Below are 18,267 nucleotides of genomic sequence, written 5' to 3' on the forward strand. Positions count from 1 at the left end.
TATAATTTTTAATTAAACTAGTATTTAAAATATGTATAAAACAGAAATACTTTTCAAACACTCTTAGGAAAGCTATTTTTAAATGTTAATAAAAAATATATATTATGGATTTTTGTAGTGAATGCGGATCAATGATATTAAATGGAAATAAATGCCCAATGTGCGGATGTAGGAAAATTACCGAAAATAATGAAGTTAAAAAAGCAGTACCACCAAAAAACAAAGCAAAAACAAATAAAAAGCCCATTATTGAAACATTCACCCAAGATATTAAATTAGAAGCTAAAAAAATACCTGACAAAAATGGAAAATACTTAAAAAAAGACTATAGCAGCATAGATGATTTAGATGATAAAACTAAAGAAGAACTGCTGGCTAATGAAGATTTTTTTAAGACAATAAACAGCAAACCTTTAGATATGCAACAGAAAATAGCCTGTGTTTTAGATTCCAAAAATGTTCAAATCATTGCAGGAGCAGGAACCGGAAAAACATTTACTTTAATTGCTAAAATAAAATATTTAATAGCTAAAAAGCATGTTAAAGCAGAAGATATTTTATGTCTGTCATTTTCAAATACTTCTGTCAGGGATTTAAAAGAAAAACTTCCTGAAAATGTTGAAGTAAGGACATTTCACAGTTTAGGAAGATCAATCATTAAACAGCATCATAAAGTGTCAGTTATTGAAAATAATGAAATATTAGCTATAATAAATGATTATATTGATAATGCCAGCACAGATACCTTAAAAGACATACTTGAATTTTGCGATTCCTATTTTTTAGGTATTGACAGTTATATTGTTAGAAGAAACAACAGAAAAGAGTTGCTGAATGAAGTGAAAGAAGCATTTACAAAAGTGACATTTAAATCCTTGCTTGCAGATTTTATAAATTTATTTAAGGGCAACAATTTTACAAAAAATCATTTCAGCTATTTCAGAAGCAATAATGATGATAAGAACCATGACATCTTCCTAAAAATCGCTGAAGAATTCTACATTTACTATCAGGAATACCTGGATATGCACAGACAGATTGATTTTAATGATATGATAAATGAATCTAGTAAGTTAATTAAAAAATACGGATTGAAAAAACATTACAGATACATACTGGTTGATGAATATCAGGACACTACATATACCAATTATAATCTGATTAAAAACCTTCAGGACAAAACAGATGCACACCTGACAGTTGTAGGAGATGACTGGCAATCAATATATGCTTTTAGAGGTACAAATATTGAATTTTTCTCACATTTTGAAGAGTATTTTGAAAATCCCCAAAGAATATTCATTGAAAAAACATACAGGAACCCTCAGGAGCTAATTGACATAGCAGGCAGCTTCATTATGAAAAACCCTAAACAAATTAAGAAATCTCTTAAGTCTCCTAAAAATCTGAAAAAACCAGTTAAAATAATTTATCCTCAAAAAAATCCTATAGAAAAAAGAGAAATGATTTATAATCTTATAAAAGACCTGTCTGAAAAATCCGAAGATGTATTAATTTTAGGCAGAACAAACAACAACATCAACCAGTTTATAAAACACAGGAATTTAGTTAAAAAAGGCAATCTGAAAAAAGATAAATTCTTACGAATTTTAGACAAAACAGACAAATCAATGAATAATGTTTACTACAGAACCCTGCATTCAGCTAAAGGTCTGGAAGCAGATAATGTAATTATAATCAATATGATTGATGATTATTTAGGTTTTCCATCAAAATTAAAAACACACAGTGTTTTAAGTTATGTAAACACTAAAAATTATGATTATAAATATTCAGAAGAACGAAGACTATTCTATGTTGGCCTTACACGTTCCAAAAATAATGTTTATTTGATAAGTGATAAAAATAACCCTTCGGAATTCATTGAAGAGCTTATAGATGATAATCCTGAAAATTTAGAAATAATTGAGTATAACTGATTCTGTTTTAAAAACAACAAAAGGAATTGAAAAGCCACACAATAAACCTGTAATAAATCTTAAAGTATTATTGCTGGTTCTTAAACCATAATATTGTGTAGTTCCGTCAACAATTAAAGGAACAAATCCTAAAACAAAAATTAAATTAGGTTGGGTTAAAATAGCTAAAACAAACCCAATAACTGCACCTATAACAATTCCGGTACATCTGCTGCAAACTGGAAACTGCCTTTCCTTATAGAAAAATGATCTTTCAGGTTTCTGATGGCACAAATATTTGCAGATATTCATCATACACTCATAAATCAAAATATCAATCCTATAATGTATAATATAAATACAATAACTACAATTAAACCACAGCAGCCCCAACAGTCACTGTCACTTGAGCTGGTACTGCTTGTTTGTGAAGCTGATGAAGAAGTGTAAGTTGATGAAGAATTCGGATTAGATCCGCAATATGGGCAAATTCTTAAATTGCTGTCTATCAGATTGTTACAGCTGCGACACTTTACTTTTGAAGTTGTATCTGAAACTAAAGTAGCTTTTTTAACTTCCTGATCTGCTAATTTAAAACCACATTTTCTGCAAAATTTCTCATTATCTGATAATACTTCAGCTCCACAATTAGGACAATTCATTTTAAAGACCTCGTTGTATTTAAGTTATGTTTATTTTAGGTAATAAACTTTAAGGATTACAAACCTGACATGGAATCCTTCCATCAGATATAGCTGCATCTCTGGAATTATAAGTAATTTTATTTTTCGGACTTATCTTTTGAGCCCACTCACAGTCAGGCAAATGAAACTTATCAGACTTTTGAGAACAGACATAAGTAACATTTGAACTAGCAGGAGCAGGATTTACATCTTCAGCAACATCCTTAGTCTCAGTAGTATTATTTACAACAGGTGCTGATTCATCTCCGCTGCCACCTAAAAGCAGACCGGCACCTAATGCAACAATAGCTACAATAGCTATTATAGCAACAATTAAAATAGGATTAAATCCACCTTTCTTATCACTAGCTATTTTAGGGCTTTTAGGAGTATCTTCATTACTTTTTAAGGGAGTTCTACATTTAGGACAGAACTTTGCCTTATCTGAAACTTCACTATTACATTCACGACATTGAACCATTAGCTAACCTCACCTAAATTTTACAAAAACAGGTAAAAATTATTAATTAATGATTAATTTATACAAAGATGATAATAAAGTTGTTTAATTGATTTTAGGAAAAAACAACTATGGAATGAATAACCCGCAGTGAGGGCAAATCATATCCTCTTCATCTATATGGTGTCCGCAGAAAGGACAGTGTTTGTGTTCTTTTTCATCATGATCTTCAGACATTTAAATACACCTACAATATTAAATATGTTTTTTTAGCTATTAAGAATTTTTTAATTGACTATTTTAACATTTCATCCAAATTTACCTTTTAAAACATTATTTCTCAATTTTAATGCAATAATATTATTCGGATTTAACTCTAAAGCTTTATTAACACATTTTATACCTTCATCATATTTATGAGCCCTCAATAAAATCATAGCTTTTGTTGCATAAATGGAATCATCATCAGGATTAATCTTCAAACCTTCATCAATAACAGCTAATGCTTCTTCAAAGTTATCTGAAATCATTAAAATCTTTGTTTTAAGTGAATAAACATTTGAATCAAAAACATTAACTGAAGTGATTTTTAAATAATCATCACATGCCGTTAAAGCTTTTTTATAGTTTTTAAGTGCGAAATAAGATTCTGCCTTAAAATATAATGCATTTTTATCTTTAGGATTCAATTCCAGTGCTTTATCAAATGAGTTAATTGCTTCTATAAACTGACCATATCTGTTAATTAATAAAAAACCTCTTTTTGTCCATGTTTTGGACTGTTTTGAGTTAATCTGCAAAGACAAATCAAAGCAGTGCAGAGCTTCCCTGTTTTTATTCAGCCTTCTGAAGATTTCTCCTTTAGTTACCCATGCCTCATAATTTGATGAATCAATCTCCAATGAGCTGGAAATACATAACAAGGCTTCATCCAATCTGTTTAAATCCATTAAAGCCAGTGCTTTAAGACCTAAAACAATGCTGTTTTTTGAATCAGCTTCCAGCTCTTTATTAAAACATTCAAGTGCATTATCATATTCCTTCTGATTGACAAATATAATTCCTTTTTTAATATATTCAGTGCTCAATCCAAACACCTCACATATTTCAGTTAATTAAAAGTTTAAATAAAGTAATTAATACATTTTTATAAAAAAGTTTCCCTGATTATAAACTATTTATTTCATTTAAAACAAATGATTTATGCTTTAATTATTGTTTTAATAAAAAACTAATGGTTATATAAATATTAAAGACTAATCAATTAGTATGAAAGAAAATAAGATATATCGTGGATACCACCATGAAGATTTAACACTGAAATTTCTAAAGGAAAATACTGCAAAGTATATTGCAAAAATTACAAATGCCGAGGTTTCTGATGAAATAAATGTTAAACTAATAAACCTAAAACCGAAAGTTCTTAGAATAGATTACGGCATAAAAGAAAAGGACAAAATAATTATTTACGAGTTTTTATCAACCAAAACCAATATTGCAAACATCCTGAGAAGAATATTCTTATATGTAGCTAGAATTGGATATGATTACCAATTAAAGGTAAAGATAAATCTTGTAATAACTCCTGAAATTGATAAAAACAATATATTTCTGGAATACTCACCCGGACAGTTTTTCAGACCTGAAGTAATATCCTTTAAAGACTATGACGGAGACAAATTATTAAGTAATATAACATATAAAATTAAAAATAACATAAAACTAACCTACAATGAGTTTCTTACATTAGGAATATTGCCGTTAATGCAAACTGAACACGAACCTGGAGTGCAAGTTGTAAAAACTCTGGAAATTGCTAGAAAAATAACTGATATTGATGATGAATTAAAAGATTCAGTACTTGGTATGCTAATAGTACTTGCAGATAAATTCATTGACAATCAGGATTTGAAAAATAAAGTAATAGATGTGATAAAAATGGAAATAACAATACTGCATGACTATGTAACATCACATGAACAGAAATGGTTAGAAGAAGGAAAACTAGAAGGGAAAGTAGAAGGAAAATTAGAAGGGAAAGTAGAAGGAAAAGAAGAAGGAAAACTAGAAATAGCAAAAAACATGCAAAAAGAAAACTATCCAATTAAAGAAATTGCAAAAATAACAAAACTAGACTACAAAACAATAGAAAAACTAAAATAGAGGAAAAACAAAACCTCTATTTTAATAAACCCAATTCACAACACAACAAAACCATTTTAATCTCAATATCTATGTCACTCACACCATAATATTTTAAATAAACATCTTTAGGACATAATAATGAAGTAAAAATCTTAATAACAGACAGTGATAATGAAAACTATTTGAAAAATAAAGTAATAGATGTGATAAAAATGGAAATAACAATACTGCATGACTATGTAACATCACATGAACAGAAATGGTTAGAAGAAGGAAAACTAGAAGGAAAAGAAGAAGGAAAACTAGAAGAAAAACTAGAAATAGCAAAAAACATGCAAAAAGAAAACTATCCAATTAAAGAAATTGCAAAAATAACAAAACTAGACTGCAAAACAATAGAAAAACTAAAATAGAGGAAAAACAAAACCTCTATTTTAATAAACTTACAACACTTTTTAACCCCGTCCATTATGTCTCCAGTCATGAAATTTTAAATGAACATCTTTCGGATAATAACAAAACAATACTTTTTTATTTACTGCTATATCAGCTGACTTTTCAGATTTTTCTTTTTAATATTGTATTTATAACTATTATCCAAGTAATCTGCATAACCGCAGGAACATTCTAATATATTATTTTCATCTGGAAAGAAAATTGAACAGTATTTATGATGGAATTTTCTAATTAGACACTCTCCATAATATTAACAACAGATGATACTTAAACCTGAAAGAGATTTCTCCTCTTTTTGTCTGAAGCCGCCATTTTTGATTTTTTCTTTAATTTCATCTTCTGTGTAGAGTTTAGCTTCAACATTTTTATCAGTTATCAGATTGTTTTTAATCCAGAATTCATAATCTTCTTTGGTTATGTCTTCATTCATGATTTTCATAATCTGTTCAGGTGTTTTTCCTTTGCTTAAGAAATTTTGGAAAATTTCACAGCCTGCTTCAACATAAAATTCATGATAATCATCTGCAAAGTCTTCAAATTTCTCATTTCCTTTTTTACCTTCAAGATACCATCTGTAAACTTCATCAATTTTAACATTGGCTTTTTTAGCTGCCTGCTTTGTAGTTCTGTTTCTTGTAATCTCACCGATAACAATGCTCATCTGTTTATTCAGGATTTTACTGTCAATTTCTTCCAGATTGTCTTTAAGTTCCACATCTGTTAAGTTGGAATTTTTTAAAGCGTTTTTAGTAGTTTTTCCTTTGATAATCTGGCTGATGTAACAGCTTATTTTAAAATTCAGGTAGTCATTATAAAATTTAGTGAAGCGTTCATCACCGTTTTTGCCTAAGTTATATGTTTTATCCAGTTCTGCCTTTTCAATTCCTGATGTTTTCAGTGCTTTTTTCAAGTTTTTATTTTTAATTTCCTTTAAAAAGACCTCCAAATGTTTTGAAAGATAAAATGATTCATATTCTTCATATACTTTCCTGTAGATTTTATCGTTCTGTGATCCCAAAACAAGGATTTTATTTAATTCACTGACTGTTATATCTGAGTTTTCAGCTATTTTATCTTTGGATTTACCGTTTTTAATTGCATCAACTATTAAATCAGCAGTGATTTTCTTGCTGTTTTCTTTGAAATCTATAAATAAACCGCTTTCATTCCATTTACACCATCTTTTAACTTCATTTAAGTCTGTGTTTATTTTTTTGCAGGCTTCCGTTTTTGTTTTGCCTTCACTTCTCAGTTTCAGATACCTGTCCATCAGTACACGTGTTACATTAATGTAAAAATTCAGACAGAATTCATCATCATCTTTTTTAAGCAGACACTGCTTTTTGCCTTTGGCATACCATCTGTTATAGTCCTCTTCAGATATGTTGGCCCTTTTAAGAGCTTTATCAAAACTCATTGTTTTTAGAGATTTCAGAAGTTTGTCTACACGGTTTTCATAGTATTCCTTTTTATATTCAGTTTCAAAATCCTTATTCTTAAGCAGTTCTTCAAAATTGGTAATTTCAGCTATTTCAAGTGCCTCTTCTTTTGATTTGCCTTCTTTCAGGTTGTTTAAAAATATGTTCATTTTAATTTCCCTGAGATTTCTTTTGAAAATACCTGACTCCATATCAAATGAATCCGTCCAGAAGCTGATAATTTCATCATTTATCTGCAGTTCAGCTTTAATCTCATCATCTGAGTACTGTTTTCTTTTTAAAGTCAGGTATTCATCTATTAAAAGTTTATTATATGTTATGAATTCTGAGTTGTGCTCCCCTTTAATGAATCTGTCTCTGTTTTTGATGTACCAGCTGTTTATGTAAGATTTACTTACCTGTGTTTTTTCAAGAACTTCATTAATAGGGATTTTCATAGCAATCTGGTCCAGAAAATCATTGAATAGCTGATTTTCAACAATTTGGTAAAACTCCACAAATGGGCTGATGCTTTTCTGACCGCATTTATAATATCTTGTCTCTTTGATTTGCTTTGATGTGTATTTGCCATTTAGAAATTCAGTTAAAGTCTTTTCCATATCATAACAGTCATTGGTAAATTCAATAAGCTTTTCATATTCTGCTTCGTTTAGACTGTAGTGTCTGTTTGTTTTTTTAAGAAGGTTCTTGGTTGTAAGCTCAATAAGCAGCTGACTGGTATACATGCCGGAATGGATCTGGTTAACTTCCTCTTTAGTAAAATGATTAATGTCCAGATTGTTTTTCAGGTTGATAATTTCATTTTGATATTCAAGTTCATTGCTGCAGCTTCTGCAAAAATTAGAGTTTTTGGAATCGTTTGTTTTACCGCATATTATGCAGTGTCTGAAATTTCTGTTATCTGAGGGTTTTGGTGTGATTTCTTCTGTTTTTGAGTTCAGATTATAAATTGGTGTGTATTCAGGTTTTTCGAAGCAATAATAATTTTCATTATACAATTCAAAGTATTTCCATGCAATGTCAAAAAGACTTCTGTGGAGCTGGAAGGGTATTCTGTTGTCCTGTCTTAAGAAATCTTCAATGGACTTGTGGGTGATTGCATTTCTCATCTGATATGCTTCAAGCAACATACATTTAAACTTATAGTCAATAATTTTTAATTCATATAATTTATCAACTCTTTTAGAAAATCCAACATATGGATTATCAATTGCATTATTGTTCCTTTGGAGCATATCATTTACTACTTTTTCCAAAAAAGGAGTAACATATGACTCTGCTGTTTTTGGATTTTTTACAGCTTCCATTTCAAATTCACTAAGAAGAGTGTACATGTCGTTGTCAAAATCTTTTAAAAATTCAAAATTCTTCATAATTTTCACCTAGTTTGCATATCTTTTAATCAAGATAAACACAACTAAATATTATTATGTTGGAATTGATATATAAATGTTACTATAATGTATATAAAAGGTTAGTTAAAAAATGGGACGGTTAATTAAGAAATTCTCTGAAGCTTAAAAATATTACTTCCAGATACCGCTGCTGTCCAAAAGGGAATATATTTTTTCTTTAATAATATCATCATCTCTGGCATCTTTAAAATCATGGAATTCAGTATAGCCTGCACCATGTCCGCATGCAGGAGCTTCTGTTGTATAATACCCGTATTCCACATTCAAATCCTTGTCAAGATAAATTCCATATCCTCCAACCACGAATTTATATTTGTCATAGTAATCATCTTTTAAATCATCTATGGATTCATTCGCATCAAACATGAAATAAGGTTCATCACCATACTCATCATCATATCCGTAAAATCCGATTTCTAAAAATATTTTATCATGACTGTTTAGCGCCTCCTTAATGGAATCCAAATCCCTGTTAACTGCTCTTACAGGAACATCATTACTGAATGCGACAAATTCATACAAGTCTGAATCATTTATCTTTTCGGCAAGTATTTCAAAATCAATTTCTCTTTTCATAGTATCACCTAACCCGAAATAAAAAAGCTGTAGATATATGCAATTATGAAAAAAACTGCAATCAGAATACAGCAGGTAGAAGTATTGTCCTGTTTTTTGCGTTTTGTTGTTTTAGAAGAGCTGTGTGAAACCCCCGTGGCAGGATGATAATTAAAATTGGGATGACCGCAGTAAGGACAATACTTATCCTTGCTGAAATCCAGAGTTCTTCCACACCTTTCACAACAGTTTGACATAAACGCTTTTTGAATTGAATTCATTTTAAAAACTCCTTATTGCATAGCTTTACCTAAAATACATAAAATCAGAAAAACAACAAACATCAGCATACAGCATCTGTTCCATTCCTTATCTTCCTGTTCTTTGGATTTGGGAGGTTTGACATTCCTTAACGGAGGCATGTAATTGTCATTGGGACATCCGCAAACAGGACAGTATCTGTCTCTGCCGTCATTTAAATATGCACCGCATGCCCAGCAGCAGTTACCTTCTATTCTATCTCTCTGATCTCTGTTCATTTTATGACCTTTTCATACTTAAAATAGGATTTAAATGCTCTGGAACATCGAAATTAACATTTAAATAAGTAAGATATGTTTCACTTTTCCATCTGGTATATACAACTTTAAATTTTGATAACTGCTCATCATATATTCTGCGTCTCTTAGCACTTTTTTTCCAGACCATATCTCCCTGCTGGTCAAATAATTTCTTTAATTTCATTCTAATTTCATTCATCTGTTTGTATGACTTAATATTTTGCAAATTAAAGTTGGGATTATAAACAGCACTTGTAAAATTGTTTAATAAATAATTGATTTCCTGTTCTCTGTTGTAATAAGCTGTTCCCTGCTTTCTTAATCGTTTTTTAGGATTAATATTACCTGCTTTTCTTCGCTTTCCCATCAAATTACCTCCTTATTCCCTAATAAAATATTGATTATCATCCGATTGAATATATTTTTAAATCAATATATTCACAATTAAATATATTTATGTCAGAGATGACATATAAATGTTGTTATAATGTTATTAAAAACTATGAAAGAATCTCCTGTTTCAGCTCCAGAAACTCCCATGCATCAGGATATATCTTTAAAGTATTATCAATAAGTTCCAAAGAATCTTCAAAATCCTGTCGGTATGCCAGACATTGGGCTTTCATAAGAAGAGCATTGTAATCCTTTTGATTTAACTTCAAGGCATTGTCAATATTGACAATTGCTTCATCAAAGTTTTCAGACAATATTAACAAACAGCCTTTTAACAGATACAAATTAACATTCAGCTCTACGGAACCGCCCTCCAATCCTAATGCTTCATTACAATACTTAATTGACTTATCCAATTCATCCAAATACAGATATGCATCCGCTTTTAGATATATTGCTTCCTTATCATTTGGTTTTACAGATAAAACTGCATCAAAACATTTGACTGCTTCATCATATTTTTTTGCAATTTTCAGAAATCCGCCTTTATACAGCCAGCCATTAGCATCACCGGAATCAATATGCAATCCAACATCATAACAGTCAATTCCTTTTTCGACATCTCCCATAAATCCATAATAAAGACCTTTCAAAAACCATCCCTGAGCAATATCTGAATCCAAATCCAATGCCAAATCAATACACTCACATGCTTCATCATATCTGCCATACTCAATCAGCAGTATTTCTGCTTTGTACAGCAGAATATCTGCTCTTTCAGGATCAGTTTCCAGAGCCAAATCATAATACTTCAAAGCTTCTTTTTTCTGATTTAAATCTTTTAAACAATTTGCCTTTAATTTTAAAGCATTGACATTATCAGATTCATTTTTTAAAATTTTATTGCATAATTTAATGGCTTTTTCGTGTTTTTCATTTTCAGCCAGCTTAATGGCTTTTGTAAGTTTGTCTTCAAACATTTTATAAAACCCCCAAATATTTGAAAAAAAAACAAATGGCGGATTATGCCCGCCATCTGCTTAAACAGGTGATAAACTTAAAAATCAGTCATATAAATCAAGTTCATTCAACCAGTAATCAATATCCTCATTAATTCCGTCCAGTTTCTTATCCAATCGAAGTTTTTTGGACAATACTTCATTCAAATCAACAGTATCTTCTTCAAAAGTATCAATATATCTTGAAACTGTTAAATTATAATCGTTTTCCCTAATTTCATCAATGCCCGCCAAATAAGAAAATTTATCTATAACTTTTTTACTGGCATATGCATCAGCAATTTTTTCTATATTTTCATCAGTCAGTTTATCATCGAAGTCTTTGGAAGCATCAATGAAAAATATGTCTTTAGAAGACCTGTTTTTTTTAAATATCAGAATAGAAAAATTATCAAAAGAATGTCTCAATAATTTTCCAGACAATAATATTACTGTATCCAAATAGTTTTTTTCATTGATCAGACATTCCCTTATATCCTCATCAAATGTTCTGAACAGCATATTCTGACGAACAAGAACTGCCATGACTCCGTCATCCTTTAATTGATGCAGCATATGTATAATAAAAGGAAATTCACTGCGCCGTAAATTTCTTTTAAATTTTTCCACACCATATAATTTAGTAAAAAATGATCTGTCCTTTGAATTCATATCATAAATTATAGAAGATGGTATTTCAGACAGAACTACATCAAACCGTTCATTGAAAAATTTGGGATTGGTAATGCAATTGTCCCTAGCAATATCGATTTTTTTAAAATCAGCTCCGTTCATAACAATATTTATCAAATCAAATTTATACTTATCCCAATTTGCTTCATGACCATAAACTTTGGAAATGTTGCATTTTTGCAGAATATTTGTTAAAAGGAATCCTCCATTTACATTAGGGTTATAAATTGAATCTGCATGTTTTTTATCTGCTGAAACAATTTGAGCCAGTAAATTATATATGCCTGAATTATTTATATTTCTGGAAAAACGATGGGGCGGATAAATCCAATATTCATAAAGAAATTCAAAAAGTTCAGAGACAGATAATTCATTAAAATCTATCCCGTCAATAATATTTACTAATTTTGAAACTGATTCCTCATTAATATCTGAACCTTCATCATAAAAATCAACATCCCGGAAAATGGAATTTAATATTTTTTCACCGTCATACCCCATGGAACTGATTAAAATCTGGTTGTATGCATCTTCCAATTTTCTTATAATAAAATGATTGGAATTAGCCAGAGAACTGAAATAGCATTCAGGTTCAATATAATATCCCTTATCTTTCAGTGCGAATTCTTTTACATCAGTACTGGATTCAATATAACTTTCCAAATCCTCTGAAAGATATTTGTAAAACAGCAATAAGCAGACATGGATAACTAAATCCGGAGAATTTTTGTATGGTAGAATTTCTCTTTTTAAATCATCAACAGGTGTTTTTTTAACCATTTAATTTCCTCCTAAAAGTTTATTTAAAATTCCTTCTTTCAGCCGAGTGTCATTATCAATAATTTCATAATTTGTGTAGATTCTTTCATCAATCAGATTCAATATTTTGGCATATCTTTTCTGAGTTTCCAAATCAGGAATTTGAAGTTTCACTTCCTTAAGATCCTTAATTGAAAGCTGAGGAATTCTTTCAGAACTTGTCAGTTTAGTTAACTGTTTTCTGACAGAAACATTATCCAACAAATGAGCTATAAATGAAGAGTCAAAACCGTCACTTACACGAATTATAGCTATCCTGTCTCCAACAACCAAACCTTCCTGAGATATGTGGACTACATCATTGGGATAAGGGGTTTTCATTAATATATCTCCCTTAACAGTGAAATATCTTTCATTGAGCTTTGAAGACATCTCCATTTTTTGCAGATCAGATAATTTTCTGCCCTTCTGAATTGACTTTTGAACAATGACTTCTTTAAAATTATTGCTGCCCTCATCAATATAACGTCTGACTGTAACTCCTGAATTAACTTCAGCTATTTCTTTAAGTTTAAATGTATTCATAATAAATTCACCTTCAGGATGCCATTTTAGCATTTTTAAAAATTTCATTACCTCTTTCATCAATCAGATAATCCTTTAAAACAATTATTTCAAATTGGCTGATTGGCGGTGCATTTTCTTCCAGAAAACTGTTTTGCATTTCCATAATATTACCTCATATATTAGTGCAGCATCTGCTCAAATACAAAAACTTTAAATGCAAACAAAAATAAAAAATTAGATTGCAGTTTGAAAATTTTTACTTTAGATTTGCTTCATTTGAAATAAGCAGATGTTGCTTATCTAAAGTATATAATTTAACTAGTATATATATTTTTCTGTTTTTTCGTGCTAATTTAGAAATAAGCAAATATTTTTTGTGAAATTTATTGATTAAAATTAGTTTTACAAAAAAATAAGTATATAAAGAAAAAAAATAAACCATTTATTTGCCTAACAACCGATTTATTCCCAATGTATCATAACGTAGCAGATGAAATAGAAGTAAAACATCAATTGTGCATATTTCATTTGTTCCAAACAATAAAACATAAATTAAAAGTATATTACAGAAGAAACAAGATTAATGGAAAAACAAAGAGACCATATTTACGAAAATGCACAATAATTAAAAAACTGTTCAGACAAAACTCAAAAAAAGAAGCAATAGAACAATTTAAACAATATTTTACAAAAATATACATAAAAATTTCCTCAAATATATGAGTTTTATGTATATTATGTATCTTTTAACTCTTTTATTCCAATACTTTTTAAATATTCATATGTTCCATCATAGTATTCACTTAGTCGAGTTGCATCTTCATCATCCCCTTCAGGTACAAATATTACCATTCCTTGACGTGCACGAGTTAATAAAACCCTATACGAATTTATTAGATAATTTTTTTCTATTTCATTTGAATCTCTAATCGTGTTCCATTTTGTTCCTTTAAATTTATAATGTTCAAATTTTCCATTTATATATCTAAGATTTGCATCCCATGCCACAATTGCATAATCGATTTCTAATCCTTGAATATCAAATTCTGTAGCAGGTATTTCTAAATGATTGGAACTTCTTACATCTTTAGTTTCATTTAAAAACCATGCCTTTTGATTTATATTATTTTTTACAAATATTCCTTCTGGAATTAATCGCAATCCATTTGATTGAGCTAATAATCCATATCTTATAGATTCCGATTCATTAGCAGTTTTTTGTTTAATCCACTTTTTAGCATTATTTAAATCTCTTGTAATATATAATGGATATTCATCATTAAATTCTTTAAGCATGTCAATAGATTTATCTTTTTCATTATTTAATAAATATTCTATGAAATTAGGAATATTTGGAGCATCAAGAGACCGTATAGTACTATATAAAAATAGTTTTTCATTATCATTTATCTTTAAATTGTCAAATTGATTATTAATGTCTAAACTATCTTTGGAAGCATATACATTCCAATTTTGAAACTTGTTGTTCAATGCTTTAAACCATTCGTTTATTCCTGCTTCACCTTTATTTATTTCTTGACCTTGACCCACTAAACAGATTATCACTGCCCAATCTTTTTGACGGTCCATTATAGTTATTAAAAATTCTGGTTCAGACATTCCAAAGTTTTCAATTTGCTTTTTGTTTTTCATAAATGTTTCAGTTTGATCTTGTGTCCATGCTCTTTGAGCTTCATCAAAAATTACAATTTTTTCATGTTGCACATCATCATTATCTATTGCATCATCTCTAAATTGGTGAATTGGTTGTATAAATGAAATTACTTTTAGTTTAGCAGCCTCTTTGGTAATATCATTTCTTTTATGACTATCTCTTGCTAAAGCTTCTTGTAAAACTTCCACTAAAGGACCATTTCCTGATAAAAATACAGCAGGTTCATCATCAGTTACACTTCTTTTTGTTGCAGTATTAAGACCTATTAATGTTTTTCCAGCTCCTGGAACCCCAGTTAAAAAAATTATTGATTTTTCATTGTTATTTTTTGAATTAGCAATTATTTCATCAATACTATGTTCAGTTTCGGCTAAAAATAAATCATCAGAATTATATGTTTTTATATCTATTGACTTCATGAGTTTCATATAATTTTATTGCAGCTTCTAAAATACTAGGTGTAGGAGCATATTTTGATTTGAACCAATTACTCAAATCAGTATCTGTTTTGTATTCATCACAAATTTTTGAAATGAATTGGTGTAAATTTTTTTTATTAGATTTAATGGGATTAAATATGTTATTTTCAAGAAGTTCAATTGGGTTATTAATTGTTTCAGCTTCAGTTGCTACAATAATAGGTACAATAACACTAGCCCTACTTTCATAGTGGTAATTTTTCAATATTTTTATATATTTTTCTAATTGATCCATATCTGCTTTTTTGTATTCAGTTTCACCAACTTTAAATTCAATTATAAATACTAAGCCATCAATCAAAAGAACATTATCTATTATTGAACCCATCCTAGGAATAGCATATTCAAATATAATCTCCCCATTATCTATTTGTGAAAGTTGTTCTTTTAAAATGTCTATTTGTGATATCCATGCATTTTTCTGTAGATCACCTAACTCAAAGTTATAATTTCGAGTCAATTCACCTAGAATATAATTATTGTCATTATTTTTAAATTCATTTATTGAACTTTTATAACCTAATTTAACCATATTTACACTATTCCCCCTCTAAATTTTAATTAGTTTTATATTTTAATTCATTTAAAGTTATATATTTCAATTTTATACTATATTACTCTCAAAAACTTGTTTGATTTGAACTTTTCATAATTTTTGAGTTTTATTTCTTTTTTATTCGTTTCAGAAAATTTTTCAAATTTAAATTTCTCTTTTAAATTTTACCAAATATTTACAATTATTTTAACAGTTATAATCGTCTATATCTTGTAATAATATTTATAAATTACTATTTTTTTCACAATCACAACAATTTTCCACAAACACATAAATATTCAATAAACACAACATTAATTATGGACGAATTAAAAGAAACAATAATTAAATTTCAAAAGGACAGGAACTGGAAACAATTTCATACACCTGAAAATCTTGCCAAATCAATTTCCATTGAAGCAGGAGAGCTGCTGGAACATTTCCAGTGGGACAACACCTACGAGTTAGAGGAAGTGGCTGATGAACTTGCGGATGTTTTTAATTATTGCATTTTAATGGCCGACAGTCTGAATTTGGATATTAAAGAAATAACATTAAATAAAATCAGAAAAAATGAATTGAAATATCCCATATCCAAATCAAAAAATAATTCAGCAAAATACACTAAATTATAGAGGTTATGGCCTTGATTATTTATGAATCAACCAAGGAAAGTTTTCTGAACTCCGTTACAAATGACAGCATTACAGATGACATATACAAGATTTATCAAAAAAAGCTTGGAAAATCGCCTGAAGCTCAAATCAGATCATGGACTAATTCTATGGAATATATGTACAAAGTTTTAAATGACTCTGAAATTCCGGACAATGCAGGAGTAGCTATTGAATTTACCATTCCAACCACTTCAAAAAGAATTGATTTTATAATTTCAGGTTTTGATGAAAAAGACTCAGACAGTGTCATAATCATTGAACTGAAACAGTGGGAAAGTGCCAAAAAAGTAGATAAGGACGGTATTGTCCAGACTTTTGTTGGAAAAAGACAAAGGGAAGTTGCTCATCCTTCTTATCAGGCCTGGTCTTATGCTTCACTGATTGAAGACTTCAATGAATCTGTTCAGGAAGATAAAATTAGCCTATATCCATGTGCATATCTCCATAACTATAAAATATCTGAAGATGACCCTATATCTGATGATTTCTATAAAGAATATATTGATAAAGCACCATTATATGGTAATGGAGATGTCATTAAACTTAGGAATTTCATTAAAAAATACATTAAAAAAGGTGACAATGAAAGAATTCTATACAAAATAGAGCATGGAAAAATAAGGCCTTCAAAAAGACTTCAGGATGTTTTAAATGGAATGCTTGAAAACAGTGAACATTTCATAATGGTCGATGAACAGAAAGTAACCTATGAACTGGCAAAAGAGATGGCAAGAGATTCATATATTGATGATAAAAAAAGAGTGCTGATTGTTGAAGGAGGGCCTGGAACAGGCAAATCAGTTGTAGCTGTTAATCTGCTTGTAAACCTAATCGGTGATGATCTGGTGTCACTGTATGTTACTAAAAACAGTGCTCCCCGCAATGTCTACTTCAAGCAGCTGAAAGGCAGTTACACTCAGAAATATATCAGTAACCTCTTTAAAAGTTCCGGATCATTCATCAATGCCGAAAGCAATGAAATTGATGCTGTAATTGTAGATGAAGCTCACAGATTAAATAAAAAATCAGGATTATATGGAAATCAGGGCGAAAACCAGATAAAAGAACTGATTAATGCAGGAAAATTCTCAATATTTTTTATAGATCCTCATCAGAAAGTCCATATAAAAGATTACGGCAGCATTGAAGAAATTGAAAAGTGTGCAGAAGAGTTAAATGCAGAAGTCAGAAAAATCAGACTGCATTCACAATTCAGATGCAACGGGTCTGACGGATACCTGTCCTGGCTTGATGATGTTTTGGAAATTGAAGATACTGCCAATTATGACGGATTTGACTATGATTATGATTTTGAAGTTATTGACAGCCCAAATGAATTAAGAGACTTGATTTTTGAAAAAAATAAAATCAACAATAAATCAAGACTGCTTGCAGGATACTGCTGGAAATGGGAAAAGGAAGGCCGTGAAAATACTGATATCCATGATATAGAAATTGACGGATTGTCCATGAGCTGGAATCTTGGAAATACTGATACCTGGGCTATTGATGAAGATTCCGTAAATGAAATAGGCTGCATACACACATCACAGGGTCTGGAATTTGATTATGTCGGAGTCATCATCGGAGAGGACATGCGTTTTGAAAACGGTAAAATCATAACTGATTTCAATAAAAGAGCAGTAACAGACCAGTCTTTAAGAGGAATCAAGAAAATGTATAAAGAAAATCCGGATAAGGCTCAAAAAACAGCTGATGAAATTATTAAAAATACATATAAAACTCTGATGACCCGCGGAATGAAAGGCTGCTACATCTATTGTGCTGATAATAATTTGCAAAATTACTTTAAAAATAGATTAAATTCAATAAAAATGTCTTAGTAAGTGTTTAATTAC

20 protein-coding genes and 1 pseudogene are annotated in these 18,267 nt (G+C 29.7%); 6 read left to right on the forward strand and 15 right to left on the reverse strand.

The annotated features are described in order from the left end of the window. Positions 1-104: 104 nt before the first annotated feature. Complete coding sequence (locus ACMC9J_RS00250) at positions 105-1,940, forward strand: UvrD-helicase domain-containing protein (protein WP_427003325.1); 1,836 nt, start codon at positions 105-107, stop codon at positions 1,938-1,940. Here ACMC9J_RS00250 and ACMC9J_RS00255 read toward each other — a convergent pair. The 5 genes from ACMC9J_RS00255 to ACMC9J_RS00275 form a co-directional block, all read right to left on the reverse strand. Then, the gene (locus ACMC9J_RS00255; RefSeq protein ID WP_238523710.1) at positions 1,917-2,249 is read right to left on the reverse strand and encodes a DUF2085 domain-containing protein; all 333 of its coding nucleotides are present in this window, start codon (positions 2,247-2,249) and stop codon (positions 1,917-1,919) included. The two genes, ACMC9J_RS00250 and ACMC9J_RS00255, sit on opposite strands and share 24 nt — an antisense overlap. Beyond that, entirely contained in the window at positions 2,246-2,581 is a 336-nt protein-coding gene (locus ACMC9J_RS00260) for a zinc-ribbon domain-containing protein (protein ID WP_019265565.1), read from the reverse strand. Before ACMC9J_RS00260 ends, ACMC9J_RS00255 begins: the two co-directional genes overlap by 4 nt. A 49-nt stretch (positions 2,582-2,630) precedes the next feature. Further along, positions 2,631-3,083 (reverse strand): zinc-ribbon domain-containing protein, encoded by a 453-nt coding sequence (locus ACMC9J_RS00265; protein ID WP_094516503.1) that lies wholly within the window; start codon positions 3,081-3,083, stop codon positions 2,631-2,633. A 108-nt stretch (positions 3,084-3,191) separates the two neighbouring features. Then, positions 3,192-3,299 carry a zinc ribbon domain-containing protein gene (locus ACMC9J_RS00270; RefSeq protein ID WP_019265563.1) on the reverse strand — a complete coding sequence of 36 codons (108 nt, stop codon included), beginning with the start codon at positions 3,297-3,299 and terminating at the stop codon, positions 3,192-3,194. 71 nt (positions 3,300-3,370) lie between these two features. After that, positions 3,371-4,150 (reverse strand): tetratricopeptide repeat protein, encoded by a 780-nt coding sequence (locus ACMC9J_RS00275; RefSeq protein ID WP_427003326.1) that lies wholly within the window; start codon positions 4,148-4,150, stop codon positions 3,371-3,373. 181 nt (positions 4,151-4,331) lie between these two features. Here ACMC9J_RS00275 and ACMC9J_RS00280 point away from each other — a divergent pair, with 181 nt between their 5' ends. Both ACMC9J_RS00280 and ACMC9J_RS00285 read left to right on the forward strand, forming a co-directional pair. Beyond that, a complete protein-coding gene (locus tag ACMC9J_RS00280) occupies positions 4,332-5,225 on the forward strand; it encodes a hypothetical protein (RefSeq protein ID WP_427003327.1) in 894 nt (297 codons plus the stop codon). Between the two features lie 194 nt (positions 5,226-5,419). Beyond that, on the forward strand, positions 5,420-5,620 hold the full coding sequence (locus ACMC9J_RS00285) for a hypothetical protein (RefSeq protein WP_427003328.1): 201 nt from the start codon (positions 5,420-5,422) through the stop codon (positions 5,618-5,620). Positions 5,621-5,913: 293 nt separating this feature from the next. Here ACMC9J_RS00285 and ACMC9J_RS00290 read toward each other — a convergent pair whose 3' ends face one another. The 8 genes from ACMC9J_RS00290 to ACMC9J_RS00325 all read right to left on the reverse strand — a co-directional run bounded on the left by ACMC9J_RS00290 (position 5,914) and on the right by ACMC9J_RS00325 (position 13,205). Next, positions 5,914-8,475: a DNA repair ATPase gene (locus tag ACMC9J_RS00290; protein WP_427003329.1), complete on the reverse strand. Its 2,562-nt coding sequence runs from the start codon at positions 8,473-8,475 to the stop codon at positions 5,914-5,916. A 153-nt stretch (positions 8,476-8,628) separates the two neighbouring features. After that, complete coding sequence (locus ACMC9J_RS00295) at positions 8,629-9,093, reverse strand: hypothetical protein (protein ID WP_427003330.1); 465 nt, start codon at positions 9,091-9,093, stop codon at positions 8,629-8,631. 272 nt (positions 9,094-9,365) lie between these two features. After that, the gene (locus ACMC9J_RS00300; RefSeq protein ID WP_011954756.1) at positions 9,366-9,611 is read right to left on the reverse strand and encodes a hypothetical protein; all 246 of its coding nucleotides are present in this window, start codon (positions 9,609-9,611) and stop codon (positions 9,366-9,368) included. A gap of 1 nt (position 9,612) precedes the next feature. Next, entirely contained in the window at positions 9,613-9,999 is a 387-nt protein-coding gene (locus ACMC9J_RS00305) for a hypothetical protein (protein ID WP_427003331.1), read from the reverse strand. 133 nt (positions 10,000-10,132) lie between these two features. Continuing rightward, positions 10,133-11,005, reverse strand: a complete 873-nt coding sequence (locus ACMC9J_RS00310) for a tetratricopeptide repeat protein (RefSeq protein ID WP_288660490.1) — start codon at positions 11,003-11,005, stop codon at positions 10,133-10,135. An 84-nt stretch (positions 11,006-11,089) separates the two neighbouring features. Beyond that, on the reverse strand, positions 11,090-12,496 hold the full coding sequence (locus ACMC9J_RS00315; protein WP_404805383.1) for an N-6 DNA methylase: 1,407 nt from the start codon (positions 12,494-12,496) through the stop codon (positions 11,090-11,092). Further along, positions 12,497-13,060, reverse strand: coding sequence for a restriction endonuclease subunit S (locus tag ACMC9J_RS00320; RefSeq protein ID WP_404805384.1), 564 nt, complete (start codon positions 13,058-13,060; stop codon positions 12,497-12,499). 13 nt (positions 13,061-13,073) lie between these two features. Beyond that, positions 13,074-13,205, reverse strand: a complete 132-nt coding sequence (locus tag ACMC9J_RS00325) for a hypothetical protein (protein ID WP_288660482.1) — start codon at positions 13,203-13,205, stop codon at positions 13,074-13,076. Positions 13,206-13,471: 266 nt separating this feature from the next. Here ACMC9J_RS00325 and ACMC9J_RS00330 point away from each other — a divergent pair. After that, positions 13,472-13,735: pseudogene (locus ACMC9J_RS00330) on the forward strand (ISNCY-like element ISM1 family transposase); the annotation flags it as partial. Positions 13,736-13,777: 42 nt separating this feature from the next. Here ACMC9J_RS00330 and ACMC9J_RS00335 read toward each other — a convergent pair. Both ACMC9J_RS00335 and ACMC9J_RS00340 read right to left on the reverse strand, forming a co-directional pair. Next, positions 13,778-15,136: a DNA/RNA helicase domain-containing protein gene (locus ACMC9J_RS00335; RefSeq protein ID WP_427003332.1), complete on the reverse strand. Its 1,359-nt coding sequence runs from the start codon at positions 15,134-15,136 to the stop codon at positions 13,778-13,780. Then, positions 15,108-15,728, reverse strand: coding sequence for a hypothetical protein (locus ACMC9J_RS00340; protein WP_427003333.1), 621 nt, complete (start codon positions 15,726-15,728; stop codon positions 15,108-15,110). Before ACMC9J_RS00340 ends, ACMC9J_RS00335 begins: the two co-directional genes overlap by 29 nt. Before the next feature lie 323 nt (positions 15,729-16,051). Between ACMC9J_RS00340 and ACMC9J_RS00345 the strand changes: the two genes are divergently transcribed. Continuing rightward, complete coding sequence (locus tag ACMC9J_RS00345) at positions 16,052-16,366, forward strand: nucleotide pyrophosphohydrolase (RefSeq protein WP_427003334.1); 315 nt, start codon at positions 16,052-16,054, stop codon at positions 16,364-16,366. A gap of 11 nt (positions 16,367-16,377) precedes the next feature. Beyond that, complete coding sequence (locus ACMC9J_RS00350) at positions 16,378-18,252, forward strand: DNA/RNA helicase domain-containing protein (protein WP_427003335.1); 1,875 nt, start codon at positions 16,378-16,380, stop codon at positions 18,250-18,252. The last annotated feature ends 15 nt before the right edge of the window (positions 18,253-18,267 follow it).

Origin of the sequence: Methanobrevibacter intestini (genome assembly GCF_047402955.1) — an archaeon.
GTDB classification, from domain to species: Archaea; Methanobacteriota; Methanobacteria; order Methanobacteriales; family Methanobacteriaceae; genus Methanocatella; species Methanocatella intestini.